Genomic DNA, 15,924 nt, shown 5'->3' with positions numbered 1-15,924 from the left:
CGTAGTCTGATAGTGAAATCAATTATTTCATAGCTTGAAGGATTGAATTGCTTTATCCAGCTCCATAAGAACCGTTTCTTGCCGTTCTTTGCCACGTGCTTCTTCTATGGCCATTTCGGCCTGCTTGCCTCCGATTCTTCCTAATGCCCATGCAGCGGAAGCTCTGATTTCCGGCCTCTCATCTGTCATAAGCAATTCGTGAAGAACGGGCACAGCTGTTTGATCTTTAAAATGTCCTAACGCATAAATTGCATTGCGTTGAATAGGCTTCCTGCCGCGCCACGCAGCAGAGCTTGTACCAAAACGCTCTTTGAATTCACGATTGCTCATCTTCAAGAGTGGAAGCAGCAGCGGCTTAACCTGTTCTGCATCCGGCTGAAGCTCGGGATGATGCGTCCAGTTCTTCCCCTTGTTCTTCGGGCACACAATCTGGCACGTATCGCAGCCATATAGACGGTTTCCGATCTTTTCTTTCATCTCATCATCTTCTACATGCCCCTTGGTTTGGGTTACATAGGAAATACAGCGAGGGGCATTCAGCTGTCCGGGGCCAACCAAAGCTCCAGTTGGACAGGCATCTATACACAGGGTACAGTCGCCGCAGCTTTCTGTGACGGGTACATCAAAGGGCAGAGGCAAATTCGTAATCATTTCACCTAAATATACCCATGAACCGAATTCGGGAGTAATCACTGAACAGTTCTTCCCGATAAAACCAAGTCCTGCCCGCTCCGCAACTGCTCGATCTACCAAGACTCCTGTATCTACCATACTTTCCATCCGAGCCTCAGGAACTCGTTCGCGAATCCAGGCCTCTAGCCGCTGCAGTCGGTTACGCAGCACCTGATGATAGTCGAGACCCCAAGCCGAGCGTGAAAAGATACCCCGGTATGCACCCCGCTCCGAGCGTGGCGCATTGGACAGCTTGGATGGGTAGGCTACAGCGATGGAAATGATCGATCGGGGTTCTGCCAAGCTGAGTGCAGGCTCTGTCCGTTTATCAAGATCCTTCTCCTCAAAGCCCGATTCATAGCCTTTGGCGCGATGCTGCAGCAGGATCGATTTTAATTCCACAAAAGGCTCCGCGCTGGAAATCCCAATCTTATCAATACCGAGCGCGGAAGCAGCCTCAAGCATGTCTTGCTTCAACCGATGCCAGTCCATGCGGTTACTTTTGTTCACAGCCTCCGTCATGTTCTGCATCACCTCGTTTGGGAATTATAACATTCTGAGCTTGGACAGAGGCCACACAATGAACTCCGCCCGCCCTTCAATTTTGTCTACAGACACAGCTCCAAAGCTCCTGCTATCATAGCTTGCAAGACGATGACGGTTATCACCCATTACAAACAACGATCCCTGTGGTATCGTATAAGGCTCCAGACTACCATCTTCAATGAGTGAATCCGTGTAGCTCTCCGTCGCAAACAAACCGTTGACATACAGCTTTCCCTGCTGAATCCGGACTTCATCTCCAGCCACAGCTACAACGCGCTTGACAAGAAATATAGACTGGGGCTCGCTGCTTTCAGGCTCCTTAACGACTACGACATCCCCACGGCTGGGACTCCCAAGGAAATGAACGGTCTTATTGATAAATAACAACTCATTTTCTTCAAGAGTAGGCTGCATGGAAGCTCCTTTTACTGTAGAAAGGTGAAATCCATATTGATGGACCAACGCCACAATCAATAATGCAATAAGAATAGATTTGGTCCAACTCCATACCTCTGTCAAAAGCCCGGCTGAATGATCGGCGACCAACATGTCTGCTGGCAGCGGTTCTTCCGATTTTTTGGTAGTAAAGAAGCCCATTCTCCGCCTCCGTTCTTTACTTAACCTTTCCACTTTTCCCACTCTCGGTGATAATAATGCACCCATTCATCCTGAAAAGGCGCTTGCCCCAGTTGAATACGGCTTAATAAATCATTCAGTCCCTGCTTCACTTTTCCCTCTACAATTGCAGAGTAATGATACATTAGCTTGTGCTGTTCATACTCATCCTGATCCACAACATGCACAGCTCCATCCGGCATCCGGATCACATCCAGGTCATAATCGATATATGTAATCACATTGCCGCTCAAATAAGGCGGTGAAGCAACATTACAATAATAACGTACACCCGTTTCTTCCAAAAGAGCGACAACATTAAACCATTGCTTAGGGATAAAAAAAGAAACACCGGGAATCCGGCTTACCCACTCTTTCCCGTCAGCTTCAATAATTTTCGTCTGACTATTGATAAGGATCATCATTGATTCCGCTCTGTGAGATTCATGATGCAGCGATTCCGGTACCAAAGCATTCTCGACCCACATCCGGTGCAAGTGTCCGTCATGCTTAAAGCTTTTGATGATATGCGTGGAAAAAGTCGCCATGAGGTCCATACCCTTCTATATGTAACATAAGACCAACGAAGACTTCAGCAGGCTTTCTCCAAGGTGAATGATGTGAGTCCACTCTTTTTTAATCGCCTCGTACGATATCGGTTGGTTCTAGCTTTTGAACTGCTTGTAGAGCGATCATCTACAATCCGTCTGTGGTCATAAAACTACACGTTCCTGCGTAAATGATAACACATCTGGTTAATGGAAAACAGTTTTGTCAATACAAAAAAACACAGCCTCCGTTGTTAGCGAACAGACCGTGCCCGTTATAAACACTCCGTATTGTTAAGGAAACGAAAGACTATCCGTTTACGATGCTCAAGCGGTGTGACGAACGTGAGAAATCGGCAGCTTGGTAACCAGCTGATTCATACACAGGTATAACCATCTCGTTATGAACGTCCACAGTAATCATAATCTTGCGGACTTTACGTTGTACAAAACGCTGTCTCATCGATTCAATTAATGCTTTTCCGAAACCACGACGCTGATATTCCGTACTAACTGCTATACGGTAAAAATAGCCGTTGTGATTATCGATCGTTCCTACGATCACACCCACGATTTGTTCATTCTGGGTAGCTACCAGTACAAGCTCGCTATCCCAAGAAAGTTGCCTTGCAAAAGCTTCCATAGTTTCCTCATAACAGGCTTCGCTTAATACGTGCTTGAATAATTCAGTAACAGAAACATAGTCGGACAATTGAAAGGAACGAACAAGCATCAATGGAACTCTCCCCACGGCATGATTTGTTTATTTCTATCTGGTATAAAATACGACAAATCCTGCGAAATTCCTTCTTATTTATTTAAAAATACCCAAAAAACTTTACAAATGATCCACAATCTGCTGAAAGCGCTGTATATAAAGCGTTTACATTCATTTCAACCTTTATTTATTGAAATAATGGATAATAATATAGTTCCCCAGGTGGATAATTATGTAGGACTTTCGAAATAATACGACTTAGCGTCTGAATCCGATGAGAACAGCATGGTGGATACTTAATATACATACATGTTGCTTTTATATGGAATATAGGCGATAATAGGATTGAATTGGAATCTACATAACTATTAGGAGGTATTTACGAATGGCACATCAATTACCAGCTCTTCCTTATGCAAACAACGCTTTGGAACCACACATCGACGAGACTACGATGATGATCCACCACGATCGTCACCACAACGCATATGTAACTAACCTGAATGCGGCTTTGGAAGCTCATCCTGATCTTCAATCCAAATCCATTGAAGAATTGATTTCGAATTTGGACAGCATCCCGGAAGGCATTCGTGCAGCAGTTCGTAACAACGGTGGCGGGCATGCCAACCACTCCTTGTTCTGGGAAATCATTGGACCTAACGGCGGCGGCGCACCAACTGGCTCATTAGCTGATGCTATTAATGCAGAGCTTGGCGGATTCGACAAGTTCAAAGAAGATCTTGCTAAAGCTGGCGCTACTCGTTTCGGCAGCGGCTGGGCTTGGCTTTCCGTAACTCCAGCTGGTAAATTGGTTGTAAGCAGCACGCCTAACCAAGACAGCCCTATCTCCGAAGGCAACACACCAATCCTCGGACTGGATGTATGGGAGCATGCTTACTACTTGAAATATCAAAACAAACGTCCTGATTATATTTCAGCTTTCTGGAACGTTGTTAACTGGGATGAAGTTGGCAAACGTTACACAGCAGCTGTCGGTAAATAATAGTCTAATCATAACCATGCAACCAAAAATCGGCACTGGATACCCTCCAGTTCCGGTTTTTTTATGTGACTACTAACTTAGACAACCCTCTACAAACGTACATCTGGTTGCCTCTAAGGGTCGGATTACTGGACGCCAAAACCGGATAACCATTCTACAAACTTATCTGGCTTTCCTGCCACTAGATCATATATAGAAAATCTTTCCACAAAGGCTGGAACGTTGTATGATAAGAGTAAGGTGGAATATTTCCGATATAAGGTGGCCATTTATCCAGTCGGCCTCAGCGTTCGTTTAAGCACCGGTCAATCCGGCCATTGTATTCAAAATCAACCCGCCGTTCAAGCAGCGGCCTGTGGTAAGAATTTGGAACTTTACGCAGGACGAGCAGTTGAGTCATCATCCGAAGGAGATAATATGATTCTGTCATCTACACATCATGATTTATCGTATCGGAGAGGATACACTCGTTCATTAAGAATGGAAAAGAGATGAATTCTTTCATGAAAAGCTTAATCCCGTTGTTACAAAATGTACCCCTATTCCAAGATTTGGCGGTTAGTGACCTAGAAATAATCGCCCCTCTGTTTGTCGAGCGTGATTTTAAAAAAGGTACGATTTTATTTTTCGAAGCGGATCTCGGAGAGGAATTTTTCCTTATTCAATCAGGTGTCGTCAAAATTTACCGGATTGATTATGCAAAGGAAATTATTCTAGCGCTATTCCGTGATGGAGACTTTTTCGGAGAAATGTCGCTGATACAAAAGGGCCTGACCCGTTCCGCAACAGCCGAAACTTTGGAAAATTGTAAAATCTACACTTTGATGCGTTCAGAATTTTATCAATTCCTCGAACAAACGCCTAAGTTAAGTCTGAGACTTCTTGAGGTCACCATGGAGAGACTTCGTAAAGCGAATGAGCAAATTTATGATCTTACCTTTCTTGACGTCCGGATGCGCATTATCAAAGTGGTGTGTAGACTAGCCCAGGACCACGGCATCATTAAACAAGGAACGCTGATGATCAACATGAAGCTGACTCACCAGCAGATTGCCAATCTGGCTGGCACAGTCAGGGAATCTGTTACCAAGGTGCTGCAGGAGCTGCAGGAGGATCAGATCATTTCGATCGAGAAAAAAATGATCTACATCAAAAAAATGGAAGCCATGAAAAGACTTCTCCCCTTATAGCTTATTACTTGGTACAGGCAGCAAAATAGGCATTCAATATTTTCAAAAACACGTTCGGGAATGCATAATTTTCCATTGTCGATGGTTCTACCCATTGGTAATGTGAAGGCAGCAGCATACCAGATTGACTTGGAATGACCCCCGGCTCCAAATTGCATGAAATAATTTCCATGTTCCAATGAATATGGCTAAAGGTATGCTCGGCATGCATGTACCATTGCACCGGAATAATACCGATCGTTTCCTCCGCCAGTTGATCCGTCAACAGCTTGAACGATTCAGGTATGAGTTCCGGCGAGGGCGAAATCGAGGCTGTATAGGCGTACGGAACCTCAATATGAGGCAGCTCCCACATCCGAGCCAGCAGCCCCTCCTGTGGCCTCTGACGAATCAGAACTTTGCCATCATGATCGCCGCTTCCTATAATTAACGCCGCTACCCGCTGCTCAGGACGAGGGGGCTTCGCTTTTTTCTTAATTGGCAGCTGCTCCTCCATCCCCGCTTCACGTGCTGAACAATGCTCCATTACCGGACATGTCAGGCAGTTTGGTGAACGCGGCTTACAAACCATAGCTCCAAGCTCCATCAAGCCTTGATTAAAATCCCCTGCAGCTCCTTCGGGAATTAATGCCTTCGCCAGCTTTTCCATTAATCCTCTCGTGCTTGGTTTCATTATATCTTCTTCAATCAAAAAATATCTCGATAATACCCGCATCACATTGCCATCAACAGCAGGCTCCGGCTTATTATAGGCAATACTCAGAATTGCGCCTGAAGTGTATGGCCCCACACCTTTAAGTGAGGAAATTTCTTCTTTACTCTCAGGAACTTTACCTCCATATCGTTCATGTACCTCCCTGACGGCCCCTTGCAAATTACGCGCCCGTGAATAGTAGCCAAGACCTTCCCACAGCTTCAATACGTCCTCTTCCGGTGCTTCAGCCAATGCTTCTACAGTCGGAAACCGTTCGATAAAGCGATGAAAATAAGGGATGACGGTATCTACGCGCGTTTGCTGCAGCATGACCTCAGAAATCCAGATATAATAAGGGTTGCGGCTTCGACGCCATGGCAAATCACGTCGGTGACGAAGATACCAGGCCAGCAGCTCATTTGAAAAGTATTGTTGTTTATGTGTCGTGTCCATGAGTTCTCCTTCTGGTGATACATATTGTGGTATAATAAATGGCAGCTTTTAATGAAGGAGTGGGACCCATGCTGACTCCAGGTGAACTGGCTGCCAGACTGAACAAACTAGTAATTTCCCTGCTGCTAGTCGGCCATCAAAAATGCAGTCCTGAATGGCGGCAGCTGCCTCGAACGATCCGGCATCATTCGATTTGGCTCATTATTAAAGGAAAAGGCAGCTTTACTATTAATGGAACCCATTATCCCGCAGACCCTGGTAAGTTCTTCTCCTTCAGTCCCGGTATGGAAGTAGAAAGGCAAACCGATCCCGAGCAGCCACTGGAATACTATTTCTTTCGCTTTCATTATACGGAAACTTTCGACGAGAAGGAACAGTGGATTTCCCGAAGCTCCGAAGAGTCGCCATTTCCGTTGGAGGGCATGTACACCGTACACAACACACCCCAGCTTATTTATTTGTTCGAGCAATTGGACATATTATGGAAGCGTCGGGGGCATATGACGGCCATGCGTCGTAAAATATTGCTGTTGGAGTTTTTCATGACATTAATTCAGGATTTCCGCGCGCAAAAGGTGGCCGGAAATACAACAGCAGCCATAGAGTTAACCCAGGATTATATGGTAGGCCATTATCAGGAGCCTTTGACTCTTGAGGGGCTCGCGCAAATGGCTGGCTTGAGTATAAGCCATTACTCCCGATTATTCAAAAAATATATCGGCTACAGCCCGATCGATTATTTGACGCATCTCCGTGTTGACCGTGCCAAGGAGCTGTTAATGTTGTCCGATTACCGTTTAAAATCGATCGCAAGCAGCGTGGGTTACACGGATGAATTTTATTTCAGCCGCATTTTCAAAAAAGTGACTGGCGTATCTCCACGTGACTATGCCAAAAAGCATCGTTTTGTTACATCGGCAGATCGCAATTGATTTATAGAAAAGGTGTGATGATTGATGAAATCGGTTGAAACCGTTAGCTCAAAGCAGGCTATACGGCAGAACATTCAAGGCTCACGTCCATATCTCATATGGCTGATAATTTGGGGTTTCCAGTCCGTGACCGCCTCCACATTGGAATTTATCGGACAATGGGTGAATGTAGATCCTTGGCAGCCGCTGCCTTTATGGATCGCACTTGCTGCAAGTGCTGTCGTTTTATGGAGAAAGATCCGTCTTGGTGCCTTACCCAGATTCACGATATCTGGAGGTCTATCTGCCGTGTCTATTATCATCATCATAGGAGCCATTTGGACGCATTGGTATGTGCAAGCTGCAAATCCATTCTTTATAGCCTTGTTGAAATCATTCATTATAGCCGCATCACTCGCTCAATTAGGGGCGTGGCTCGGAAGACCGATCCTCTATATCGGCATATGGCAGTTTGTGCTGACTGTTGTGGTTGCGATTCAATATTTGGGCTTGGCTTCGGTTGTGCTTGGAGGGGCTGGTGGACTGAGTATGCTTGGTTTAGGGTGGTTGCTATACATAGGAAGTAAACAATCAGAGGGGGCTATCTAATGAATACAAGGACCCGATTAATAATAACAGCTATTATACTTCTAGCCTTTGGTGTCGTATCTGGCTGCGGCAGCAATACACAAAATAGCGGCAAGGAGCCCTTTGGAGGTGCAAAAAATGCTTCGCAAAACGATGGGTTGGTCGGTGCGCCCGAACAGGTTCAATCGCTTTATAAGCAAAGCTGCCTTTCCTGTCACGGCGGCGGCCTTGAAGGACGTGTAGGGCCCAAAACGAATTTGCAGCAAGTCGGGGCACGGTTAAGCAAAGAGCAAATTGAAAAGCAAATTACTGGCGGCGGCAACGGAATGCCCGCTTTTGGAAGCAAGTTGAAGCCCGAGGAAACACAGGCCTTGGCAGAGTGGCTATCCACCAAACGTTAGTATAAAATCTGTAGCCTCTATGTAACGCGCAGGCTTCTTTAACTTGATCGCTGTTGGGTCTTTACAGCTATACAGCTCTGTTCTCAACCATCACATAAGCCATTGCCGTGGAATGGGTATGTGTAATGCTGAGGTGAATGACTGTATGAGCTGGATCCAACTCCAGCCGCTGTAAAGCTTCATTGTCTACCGTGCAAATCGGCTTGCCGCGTTCATCTGGCAGCACCTCAATATGCTGCAGAGATACCTGCTTGCCAATTCCACAGCCAAGCGCCTTGCTAACCGCCTCTTTGGCAGCAAAGCGACCAGCAATAAATTCTGCCAATCGTCCTTGCCGCTTGGCAGCCAGCTCCCGCTCGCCTGGCGTTAATACGCGGATAGCAAATCGTTCTCCTGCAATGCCTTCCATAATTTTATTCACTCTGGCGATATCGACTAAATCAATTCCAATTCCTATAATCATTGAATCTTAACCTTCTTCCATGCTTTCTATGAAGGACCTTTGTTCAAGAATTTCTACTGCTATATGTATTAGACATTACACAATAAAGAAATCCTTGAACAACGGCAAACGTAAGAGTCCTTTGGCCGTGCAGCAGAGCTTATTCATCGCACTTTTATACGCCCGGAATGGTCACTCGCTTATGCTCGGTCTTCCGATACTGCTTCTCCAGCTTATCCTTGGCTGCAGGATCGATTTCTTTGCCCTCAAGGTAATCGCTGTTGGCTTCATAGGTGATGCCAAGCTCCGATTCGTCTGTCTGTCCTTCCCACAACCCCGCAGTCGGCGCTTTATCCAATACACTTTGCGGAACGCCCAATGCGGCCGCCAGTTGTCGCACTTGTCGCTTGTTCAACGTGCTGAGCGGTGTAATATCCACAGCACCGTCTCCATACTTCGTGAAAAATCCGGTGATCGCTTCAGAAGCATGATCAGTTCCAACAACGAGCAAATTTAAATCGAATGCCAATGCATACTGCAGCACCATCCGGGTTCTTGCCTTTACGTTGCCTTTGCCTGCACGACTTATATGACGATGAATACCAATTGATTTAAGCCCATACTCAGCTTCAAGCGCAATTTCATTGACGGTTTCTTCAATATTGGTTTCCATTTTATAGGTGAATCCAAACGCTTCAGCTACCGCATAGCTATCAGTGATATCCGACTGCTCACCATAAGGCTGAAACACGCCTAAGGTTCTGTACTCCCTGCCTTTCTCCACCGTTAATTCATCAGTTGCCTGCTTACACAGTCCAGCTGCCACGGCGCTGTCAATGCCTCCACTAATGGCAATAAGCAGCCCATCGACACCTGCCTTCTCTATGTATTGCTTCAAAAAATCAACCCGTTTGCGGATTTCCTCCTCGACTTGAATCGTCTGCTTTACGCCCAGCTTGGCGATTATTTCCTGCTGTAAACTCATGACTCTCCACCTCTCCTTACCCTATTTTACAAAAAAACTCCCGCAGCAGCCGAGGGAAACCCTTAGGCCGGGGGAGTCTTCGTATATCGGAAGCGTTTATCGAGTAAACAGCTTCCTACTTACAGTAGTTTTCAAAAGCGCTTGTCAGGTCGTTGGCAATTAAATCTGCGGAACGATCCTCAATTTGATGGCGTTGAATAAAATGAACAAGCTGTCCATCCTTGAACAAAGCGATCGATGGTGATGATGGAGGATACGGCGCCAAATACTCACGAGCTTTGGCAGTTGCTTCTTTATCCTGACCGGCAAATACCGTGAACAGATGGTCCGGCTTCACCTCGTTTTGAAGTGCTTTGGCAACACCTGGTCTGCATTGACCAGCTGCACATCCGCATACGGAATTGATAACAACAAGAGCTGTTCCTTTAACGTCTGCGAGGTTTTCAACAACTTCCTCCGGCGTGCGCAGCTCTGTAATTCCGATTCGGGTTAAATCATCTCTCATCGGTTGGACCATATCTTTCATGTACGATTCAAATGACATCGACATTTTAGCTCATCTCCTTTACCAACATAATGATATAAAAACTATTCTATCTTCCATTATACATCGGCAAGGTTGGAAAGCAAAGGTTCTTTGCGCCGCGACTCTAATTTTTTGTTAGCTGCTTCCCTGTCGTAAAAATTGAAAAGTGAAAGAATCCTTGCCCAGCACATCAAATTGGTAACGCTCCTGTTTCAAATAGGCAATAATTTCCGGCAAGGCTTCAACTGTAGTCGTCTTCACATCCATATCATGCATCAGCACTATGATTTGTTTTTTGCCGCTGCTGTTGCCCTTAACGGATTCAACAATCGCATCCTTGCTTTGTGTGACGGCAGCTGCATCCGTTGAGCTCACATTCCAATCAAAATACTGATAGCCAAGTGCCGACATCTCTCGTGTAATAGAACTCATAATATGACGCCCACCAGAACGCCAGCTTAAATGATTATTCGACCCTCCAGGATAGCGTAAAATATTCGGCTTGACCCCTACCGTTTCTTCCAATAGCCGGTTCAGACGATCTACATCAGCTTTAAACGCCCCGACCGAGGCATAAATGCGATTATAATCATGCGAATATGTGTGATTGCCGAGCGTATGCCCCTGATCTACAATTTGATGCAGCATCTGCTTGCTGTAATCTGAGGTTTTTCCTGTAACAAAAAAGGTAGCCTTAACCCCATTTTCCTCCAAAATATCTAGTATACGTGAAGTGCTTTTCGAAGGACCATCGTCAAAAGTTAAGTAAGCAATCTTATTTGATGAGCTGATAGTTGCGGCAGATGGGGGAAACAGTGATGCGGATACCAGCTTTCCAACTCCCCATCGAGATAGATTTAGGCTAAAATCACGGCCAGATTCATGCTCAGACACTCGTGCAGACAGAACGAGATTATCCTCATGATTATTCAGATTATCTGCACTATGATTTGGACCTAACTGATTGGGCAAGGGCAAACTGTCCGTCTGTAGAATAACCACAGCCCAGATGATACAGCAGATCGTCGTCCTTATCGCGAGAAATAAGTATTTCATAGCAGTCCTCCCATACGATTATTATGTTCGTAGACGGGCTACCGCAGGCTGTACGATTATTGGTTCCCTTGCTATGAATTACCTACACAAATAATACACCCCGGTGATTGCCACTTTTGCTGTTAGAGGTTTTTATTGGTATATTAAATTTGAGCCTAATGGAGAAACGGAGTTTAAGTATGACTTATGAAGCACTGATAGCGATGATTGGACAATATGGATATGCGGCATTGTTTTTTGCTTTGTGGCTGGGGATTATCGGGATGCCAGTTCCAGACGAAGGCATTGTGATGACTGGTGGAGCTGTGACCGCAAGTGGTATGCTCAAGCTGATTCCTGCCTTTCTTCTGACTTATTTGGGAGTAGTATCGGGACTGACGCTCGGCTATGTGATCGGGAGATGGATCGGAACACCAGCATTGAACCGAATGCGTCGTAAAAAGAAGCTGGCCATATATGTAGAAAAGTCAGAACGGTTGGTGGCCCGTTATGGTTCTTATGCTTTGGCAATCAGTTACTTTTTACCGGTAGTTCGCCATATCATTCCTTATCTTGTGGGATTGAACAAAATGTCCTTCCAACGTTATGCGCTCATCTCTTACTCAACTGGTTTAGTCTGGACACTGATTTTCTTTACAATAGGCTATGAAGCTGGTGATCATGTACCTCAATTAGCACTTTTGGTGCATCGATACGGATTACAGCTGTTGTGGCTGCCTGTAATCGCTCTGATCATATATATCATAATTAGAATATGGAAAAGACAACGGAGATTGTTAACTAAAGGGAGATTAGATTCATGAAGTTCGATGTGATCGTTATCGGCGGCGGTTCGGCCGGTCTTATGGCAAGTATTGCGGCAAGTGCAAACGGAGCAAAAGTATTATTGATTGACAAGGGTGACAAGCTGGGGCGTAAGCTCGGAATTTCCGGTGGCGGACGCTGCAATGTAACGAATAATAAAGAAATTGATGAACTGATCAAAAACATTCCAGGTAACGGGCGTTTTTTGTATAGTGCATTCACCCATTTTGGCAGCAAGGAAATTATCGCTTTCTTTGAGGGGCTCGGTATTAAACTGAAGGAAGAGGATCGGGGACGAATGTTTCCTGTTACCGATAAGGCTAAAAATGTCGTCGATGCTCTGATCAATCAGGTGAAGCGCCAAGGCGTCCATATTCAGACAAATTCTCCTGTTGCAGAGGTCCTCTACAAGGATGGACGGACAGCAGGTGTACGGCTGCAATCGGGAACGATCATTCATGCAGCATGCGTCATTGTGGCTACAGGCGGCAAATCAGTGCCACATACAGGCTCAACCGGTGATGGATACCCTTGGGCGGAGCATGCGGGACACTCGATATCCGAGCTTTTTCCTACCGAGGTGCCTATCACCTCCAAAGATCCTTTCATTAAGAGCAAGGAGCTGCAAGGACTTTCCTTGCGTAACGTCACATTATCCGTGTGGAACCCTAAGGAAAAAAAACTCATAGAGCATGAGGGCGATATGATCTTTACGCATTTTGGCATATCCGGACCCATCGTGTTACGTTGCAGCCAATTTGTTGTTAAAGCGCTCAAGCAATTCGGGACGCCGACGATTACACTAACGATAGATCTTCTTCCAGAGCAGTCTCTTCAAGAGGTTTACGACTATACATTAGGTTTAGCCCGGACAGATGCCAAAAAAGCGATCAAAAATGTGTTAAAGGCTGCTTTGCCTGAACGGCTTATTCCTCTCTTGCTGCACAAGTCGGAGCTCAAGGAAGATACGACTTATGACAATATCCCCAAACAGCAATGGCTTGAGCTATGCAAGTTTATTAAGGCTTTTCCCATTCAAGCCAACGGGACGCTGTCTATTGAAGAAGCGTTTGTTACAGGAGGAGGTATTAACCTCAAGCAGCTAGATCCGAAAACTATGGAGTCAAAGTTAATGAATGGACTGTATTTTTGCGGTGAGATTCTAGATATCCACGGTTACACGGGAGGCTATAATATTTCGGCTGCCTTTGCTACAGGACATACAGCTGGAACCCATGCATCACAGTCCTTACAAAGGATTTAGAAGCTCGGTGAATAAGCCTCGCTGCGGCCAAATAACCTTACGAATACTGACACTTTTTTAAAATAATTTGGTCGCTCCGCTTATGCTTAATCGCATTTCTAGCTCTCCTCCGCATGCTCAGGCTTTACTTTTTGTGAGACATAATTTTGAATCATCGCTATTATCATAAAGAGTACCCCTATATTGATAGCCAAATCGGCAATATTCATCACACCTCGGCCTGAGCCAAATGCCAAAAAATCAGTGACTGTGCCCAGCACGATGCGATCAATCGCGTTGCCAATAGCGCCCCCAACGAGGAATCCAGTGCCTATATCCATGAGCGTTCCACGAAGCTCACCTTTTTTGCGGTAATACAGGATTCCTGCAACAAATATGATGGCAACCAAAGCAAACAAGCGGGCATATCCTGGAAATAAGCCGCGTGCCATACCATCATTTTCAATATAAGTGAATTGTAAAAGACGATGGATGGGAAACGACTCCCCAAGCTCCATGTATAAGCTGATCAAGCGCTTTGACCCTTGGTCTATAAGAACTACAACAGCAGCAATCACATAAAAAAGCATGGCTCTGATTCCTCTCTGATTAAGGCTTTCACGTTTCAACTCGCCTATTTTAGTGTTAATGATAAGTAACCAGTGTGCAAAGGGGAATAATAATGAAGAAAATGTGGCGAACGATTCTGATTACCTCTTTATTATCACTAATCATGTCGGGACTTACTTCTGCACAAACAGATGGCAGCTATGTTCCCGTTGCCAAAAGCAGCGATACCCACCCCGCTTATATTCAGGATATGTATACGTATCATGGAAAAACTTACTTGGTCGTTGATAATATCGAATGGTACGAAGGTAAAGAGGCTGATGCTGTTTTTGTACAAAGAGAGCCTGAATTCGGACAAATGGGTGCACCCAGCGGTTATTATATTATTAATGATAGCACTAAACTGCAAACTTTTGAAATTCAGAGCGATGCAGCCGTGCTGATGCAAATATACGATCGAACCGGTCATCCGGAGGATAACCAAATTATTTGGAATGAACCGATAACCCTAAACAAATTCAAAACGATATGGAGCACAGATACGGTTTTGCATGAATATCCATACCATTTGACTATTACAAACGGAGAAATTGTTAAAATCGTACAGCAATATATTCCTTAATATATGTATTACATACAAAGAGCTTCAACCGGATCTGATCGGATCCTGCTGAAGCTCTTTGTGTATTTCCGAACGGCGCCCTTAAAAGGTACTAGCTTTCCTCTTTTATATTGGAGTAAGGTTCCACGTGTACATGCACATTATCAATACTATGCTGTTGATGCATACGCTGCTCGATCTCGTCGCTTATATGGTGACTTTGCTCTACGCTCAGTTCAGCACTCACCTCTACCACCACATCAAGCAGCACACTGCTTCCGTGGACTCTTGCCCGAATATCCTTGATGCTTTTCACACCGGGAGTGTCACGTACAGTTTCCTTGAGCACCTTCAATCGTTTATCATCAAAGCCGTCTGTCAATGCATGCGTAGCATCAGAGAATATGTTCCATGCTGTCTTGCAGATGATCAAACCGACGGCAAATGCCGCTATGGCATCCAATATCGGATAACCGAATCTTGACCCTATAATACCAACCGCTGCTCCTATGCTGACAAATGCATCTGAACGGTTATCCATTGCCGCGGCCATTAAAGAATGATTGTTTATACGTTTGGCGAGCTTACTGTTATACATATAGACGCCCCACATAAAAACAGCTGAGAAAAGGGCAACCCATGCTGCGAGCATATCTGGAGCGTGTCGTTCTGAAGACATCAAGCTTTGCGCAGATTGAATAATAACCTGTATACCGGCAGCAAACATAATGAATGAAGCAACCAGCGAAGCAATCGTTTCCGCTCTCATATGACCATACGGATGATCGTGATCAGGCGGCTTACGGGAAATGCGCAGACCAATCAGCACAGCCAGAGACACAATGATATCTGTTGTGTTGTTGATACCGTCAGCCGTTAGCGCTTTAGAGCCCGTAATATAGCCCATGCTGATTTTGAATATGGATAAAAGAATGTACGCACCAATACTTACCCATGCGCCCTTCTCTCCCTGCTTCAGATTATCATATGCGTTCACTTCTGACTCTCCTCCAGACCATGATGAAACATGTTCGTTATCTATATTTCAATCATAGCAAACGATTCTTGTGTGGGTCTAGAGAAACAGTGTTACCCTAACAACGAAAAATAGGTAAAGCACAACTTTGTTTTCCAAGGCAAATCTTTTTCACCAAAGCTCACTTGCCGGAACGTTTGTCCCTACTTGCCAGCCATTAATTATATGTCATTTGTTGATCAAAGCAGCTTTTAACCATACCTGCTATTATTTCCCTTGAAAAAAGAAGATATTCCAAATAAAATGAACATATGCTGTTTCAATCTAGCATACGATGGTTACAAAACAGTAGCAAACAGTGTACAACATTTATGAGAAGAGG

The 15,924-nt window shown here is 45.0% G+C and carries 19 protein-coding genes; 8 read left to right on the top strand and 11 right to left on the bottom strand.

The features are described 5' to 3' along the window. Positions 1-27: 27 nt before the first annotated feature. The 4 genes from queG to BM210_RS25210 form a co-directional block, all read right to left on the bottom strand. A complete protein-coding gene (queG, locus tag BM210_RS25225) occupies positions 28-1,194 on the bottom strand; it encodes a tRNA epoxyqueuosine(34) reductase QueG (protein ID WP_091174807.1) in 1,167 nt (388 codons plus the stop codon). 24 nt (positions 1,195-1,218) lie between these two features. Next, the gene (gene lepB, locus BM210_RS25220; RefSeq protein WP_256224007.1) at positions 1,219-1,815 is read right to left on the bottom strand and encodes a signal peptidase I; all 597 of its coding nucleotides are present in this window, start codon (positions 1,813-1,815) and stop codon (positions 1,219-1,221) included. A 20-nt stretch (positions 1,816-1,835) separates the two neighbouring features. Then, the gene (locus BM210_RS25215; RefSeq protein WP_091174805.1) at positions 1,836-2,381 is read right to left on the bottom strand and encodes a DUF402 domain-containing protein; all 546 of its coding nucleotides are present in this window, start codon (positions 2,379-2,381) and stop codon (positions 1,836-1,838) included. Positions 2,382-2,691: 310 nt separating this feature from the next. Continuing rightward, positions 2,692-3,114: a GNAT family N-acetyltransferase gene (locus tag BM210_RS25210; protein ID WP_091174804.1), complete on the bottom strand. Its 423-nt coding sequence runs from the start codon at positions 3,112-3,114 to the stop codon at positions 2,692-2,694. A gap of 370 nt (positions 3,115-3,484) precedes the next feature. Here BM210_RS25210 and BM210_RS25205 point away from each other — a divergent pair, with 370 nt between their 5' ends. Next, the gene (locus BM210_RS25205; RefSeq protein ID WP_091174802.1) at positions 3,485-4,102 is read left to right on the top strand and encodes a superoxide dismutase; all 618 of its coding nucleotides are present in this window, start codon (positions 3,485-3,487) and stop codon (positions 4,100-4,102) included. Positions 4,103-4,605: 503 nt separating this feature from the next. Continuing rightward, positions 4,606-5,292: a Crp/Fnr family transcriptional regulator gene (locus tag BM210_RS25200; protein WP_091174801.1), complete on the top strand. Its 687-nt coding sequence runs from the start codon at positions 4,606-4,608 to the stop codon at positions 5,290-5,292. A 4-nt stretch (positions 5,293-5,296) separates the two neighbouring features. Here BM210_RS25200 and mutY read toward each other — a convergent pair whose 3' ends face one another. Continuing rightward, positions 5,297-6,439, bottom strand: a complete 1,143-nt coding sequence (gene mutY, locus BM210_RS25195) for an A/G-specific adenine glycosylase (RefSeq protein WP_091174799.1) — start codon at positions 6,437-6,439, stop codon at positions 5,297-5,299. A gap of 68 nt (positions 6,440-6,507) precedes the next feature. Here mutY and BM210_RS25190 point away from each other — a divergent pair, with 68 nt between their 5' ends. Genes BM210_RS25190 through BM210_RS25180 form a run of 3 tightly spaced genes read left to right on the top strand, consistent with a single transcriptional unit; the run spans position 6,508 to position 8,339 of the window. Continuing rightward, on the top strand, positions 6,508-7,371 hold the full coding sequence (locus BM210_RS25190; RefSeq protein ID WP_076230325.1) for an AraC family transcriptional regulator: 864 nt from the start codon (positions 6,508-6,510) through the stop codon (positions 7,369-7,371). Between the two features lie 24 nt (positions 7,372-7,395). Beyond that, complete coding sequence (locus BM210_RS25185; protein ID WP_091174797.1) at positions 7,396-7,959, top strand: hypothetical protein; 564 nt, start codon at positions 7,396-7,398, stop codon at positions 7,957-7,959. After that, positions 7,959-8,339, top strand: coding sequence for a c-type cytochrome (locus BM210_RS25180; RefSeq protein ID WP_091174795.1), 381 nt, complete (start codon positions 7,959-7,961; stop codon positions 8,337-8,339). The genes BM210_RS25185 and BM210_RS25180 overlap by 1 nt, the downstream gene beginning before the upstream one ends. Positions 8,340-8,406: 67 nt before the next feature. Here the strand turns inward: BM210_RS25180 and acpS are convergent, their stop codons facing one another. The 4 genes from acpS to BM210_RS25160 all read right to left on the bottom strand — a co-directional run bounded on the left by acpS (position 8,407) and on the right by BM210_RS25160 (position 11,348). Further along, on the bottom strand, positions 8,407-8,802 hold the full coding sequence (acpS, locus tag BM210_RS25175; RefSeq protein ID WP_091174794.1) for a holo-ACP synthase: 396 nt from the start codon (positions 8,800-8,802) through the stop codon (positions 8,407-8,409). A 154-nt stretch (positions 8,803-8,956) separates the two neighbouring features. Then, positions 8,957-9,766, bottom strand: coding sequence for an ammonia-dependent NAD(+) synthetase (gene nadE / locus BM210_RS25170; protein WP_091174793.1), 810 nt, complete (start codon positions 9,764-9,766; stop codon positions 8,957-8,959). 115 nt (positions 9,767-9,881) lie between these two features. Beyond that, positions 9,882-10,316 (bottom strand): BrxA/BrxB family bacilliredoxin, encoded by a 435-nt coding sequence (locus BM210_RS25165; RefSeq protein ID WP_076230329.1) that lies wholly within the window; start codon positions 10,314-10,316, stop codon positions 9,882-9,884. 111 nt (positions 10,317-10,427) lie between these two features. Then, complete coding sequence (locus BM210_RS25160) at positions 10,428-11,348, bottom strand: polysaccharide deacetylase family protein (RefSeq protein WP_091174791.1); 921 nt, start codon at positions 11,346-11,348, stop codon at positions 10,428-10,430. A 179-nt stretch (positions 11,349-11,527) separates the two neighbouring features. On the opposite strand from BM210_RS25160, the gene BM210_RS25155 reads away from it, so the two are divergent. Next, positions 11,528-12,151: a DedA family protein gene (locus tag BM210_RS25155; protein WP_091174789.1), complete on the top strand. Its 624-nt coding sequence runs from the start codon at positions 11,528-11,530 to the stop codon at positions 12,149-12,151. Beyond that, positions 12,148-13,416 (top strand): BaiN/RdsA family NAD(P)/FAD-dependent oxidoreductase, encoded by a 1,269-nt coding sequence (locus tag BM210_RS25150; protein ID WP_091174787.1) that lies wholly within the window; start codon positions 12,148-12,150, stop codon positions 13,414-13,416. The genes BM210_RS25155 and BM210_RS25150 overlap by 4 nt, the downstream gene beginning before the upstream one ends. 98 nt (positions 13,417-13,514) lie before the next feature. On the opposite strand, the gene lspA is transcribed toward BM210_RS25150, so the two are convergent. Further along, a complete protein-coding gene (gene lspA, locus BM210_RS25145) occupies positions 13,515-13,985 on the bottom strand; it encodes a signal peptidase II (protein ID WP_091174785.1) in 471 nt (156 codons plus the stop codon). 92 nt (positions 13,986-14,077) lie between these two features. On the opposite strand from lspA, the gene BM210_RS25140 reads away from it, so the two are divergent. Further along, complete coding sequence (locus BM210_RS25140) at positions 14,078-14,587, top strand: hypothetical protein (protein ID WP_091174784.1); 510 nt, start codon at positions 14,078-14,080, stop codon at positions 14,585-14,587. A gap of 91 nt (positions 14,588-14,678) precedes the next feature. On the opposite strand, the gene BM210_RS25135 is transcribed toward BM210_RS25140, so the two are convergent. Continuing rightward, a complete protein-coding gene (locus tag BM210_RS25135; RefSeq protein WP_091174782.1) occupies positions 14,679-15,563 on the bottom strand; it encodes a cation diffusion facilitator family transporter in 885 nt (294 codons plus the stop codon). Between the last annotated feature and the right edge of the window lie 361 nt (positions 15,564-15,924).

The organism is Paenibacillus sp. 1_12, assembly GCF_900114475.1.
Classification (GTDB): domain Bacteria; phylum Bacillota; class Bacilli; order Paenibacillales; family NBRC-103111; genus Paenibacillus_S.
Note: the sequence above shows the minus strand (reverse complement) of the source record. Positions and strands in the feature narration are given on the sequence as shown.

Coding starts and splice junctions, on each gene's coding strand:
- BM210_RS25210 (WP_091174804.1), bottom strand. CDS start 3,114: ATGCTTGTTCGTTCCTTTCAATTGTCCGACTATGTTTCTGTTACTGAA.
- BM210_RS25180 (WP_091174795.1), top strand. CDS start 7,959: ATGAATACAAGGACCCGATTAATAATAACAGCTATTATACTTCTAGCC.
- BM210_RS25185 (WP_091174797.1), top strand. CDS start 7,396: ATGAAATCGGTTGAAACCGTTAGCTCAAAGCAGGCTATACGGCAGAAC.
- BM210_RS25200 (WP_091174801.1), top strand. CDS start 4,606: ATGAAAAGCTTAATCCCGTTGTTACAAAATGTACCCCTATTCCAAGAT.
- acpS (WP_091174794.1), bottom strand. CDS start 8,802: ATGATTATAGGAATTGGAATTGATTTAGTCGATATCGCCAGAGTGAAT.
- BM210_RS25215 (WP_091174805.1), bottom strand. CDS start 2,381: ATGGCGACTTTTTCCACGCATATCATCAAAAGCTTTAAGCATGACGGA.
- mutY (WP_091174799.1), bottom strand. CDS start 6,439: ATGGACACGACACATAAACAACAATACTTTTCAAATGAGCTGCTGGCC.
- BM210_RS25150 (WP_091174787.1), top strand. CDS start 12,148: ATGAAGTTCGATGTGATCGTTATCGGCGGCGGTTCGGCCGGTCTTATG.
- nadE (WP_091174793.1), bottom strand. CDS start 9,766: ATGAGTTTACAGCAGGAAATAATCGCCAAGCTGGGCGTAAAGCAGACG.
- queG (WP_091174807.1), bottom strand. CDS start 1,194: ATGACGGAGGCTGTGAACAAAAGTAACCGCATGGACTGGCATCGGTTG.
- lspA (WP_091174785.1), bottom strand. CDS start 13,985: ATGCTTTTTTATGTGATTGCTGCTGTTGTAGTTCTTATAGACCAAGGG.
- BM210_RS25155 (WP_091174789.1), top strand. CDS start 11,528: ATGACTTATGAAGCACTGATAGCGATGATTGGACAATATGGATATGCG.
- BM210_RS25205 (WP_091174802.1), top strand. CDS start 3,485: ATGGCACATCAATTACCAGCTCTTCCTTATGCAAACAACGCTTTGGAA.
- lepB (WP_256224007.1), bottom strand. CDS start 1,815: ATGGGCTTCTTTACTACCAAAAAATCGGAAGAACCGCTGCCAGCAGAC.
- BM210_RS25140 (WP_091174784.1), top strand. CDS start 14,078: ATGAAGAAAATGTGGCGAACGATTCTGATTACCTCTTTATTATCACTA.
- BM210_RS25160 (WP_091174791.1), bottom strand. CDS start 11,348: ATGAAATACTTATTTCTCGCGATAAGGACGACGATCTGCTGTATCATC.
- BM210_RS25165 (WP_076230329.1), bottom strand. CDS start 10,316: ATGTCGATGTCATTTGAATCGTACATGAAAGATATGGTCCAACCGATG.
- BM210_RS25190 (WP_076230325.1), top strand. CDS start 6,508: ATGCTGACTCCAGGTGAACTGGCTGCCAGACTGAACAAACTAGTAATT.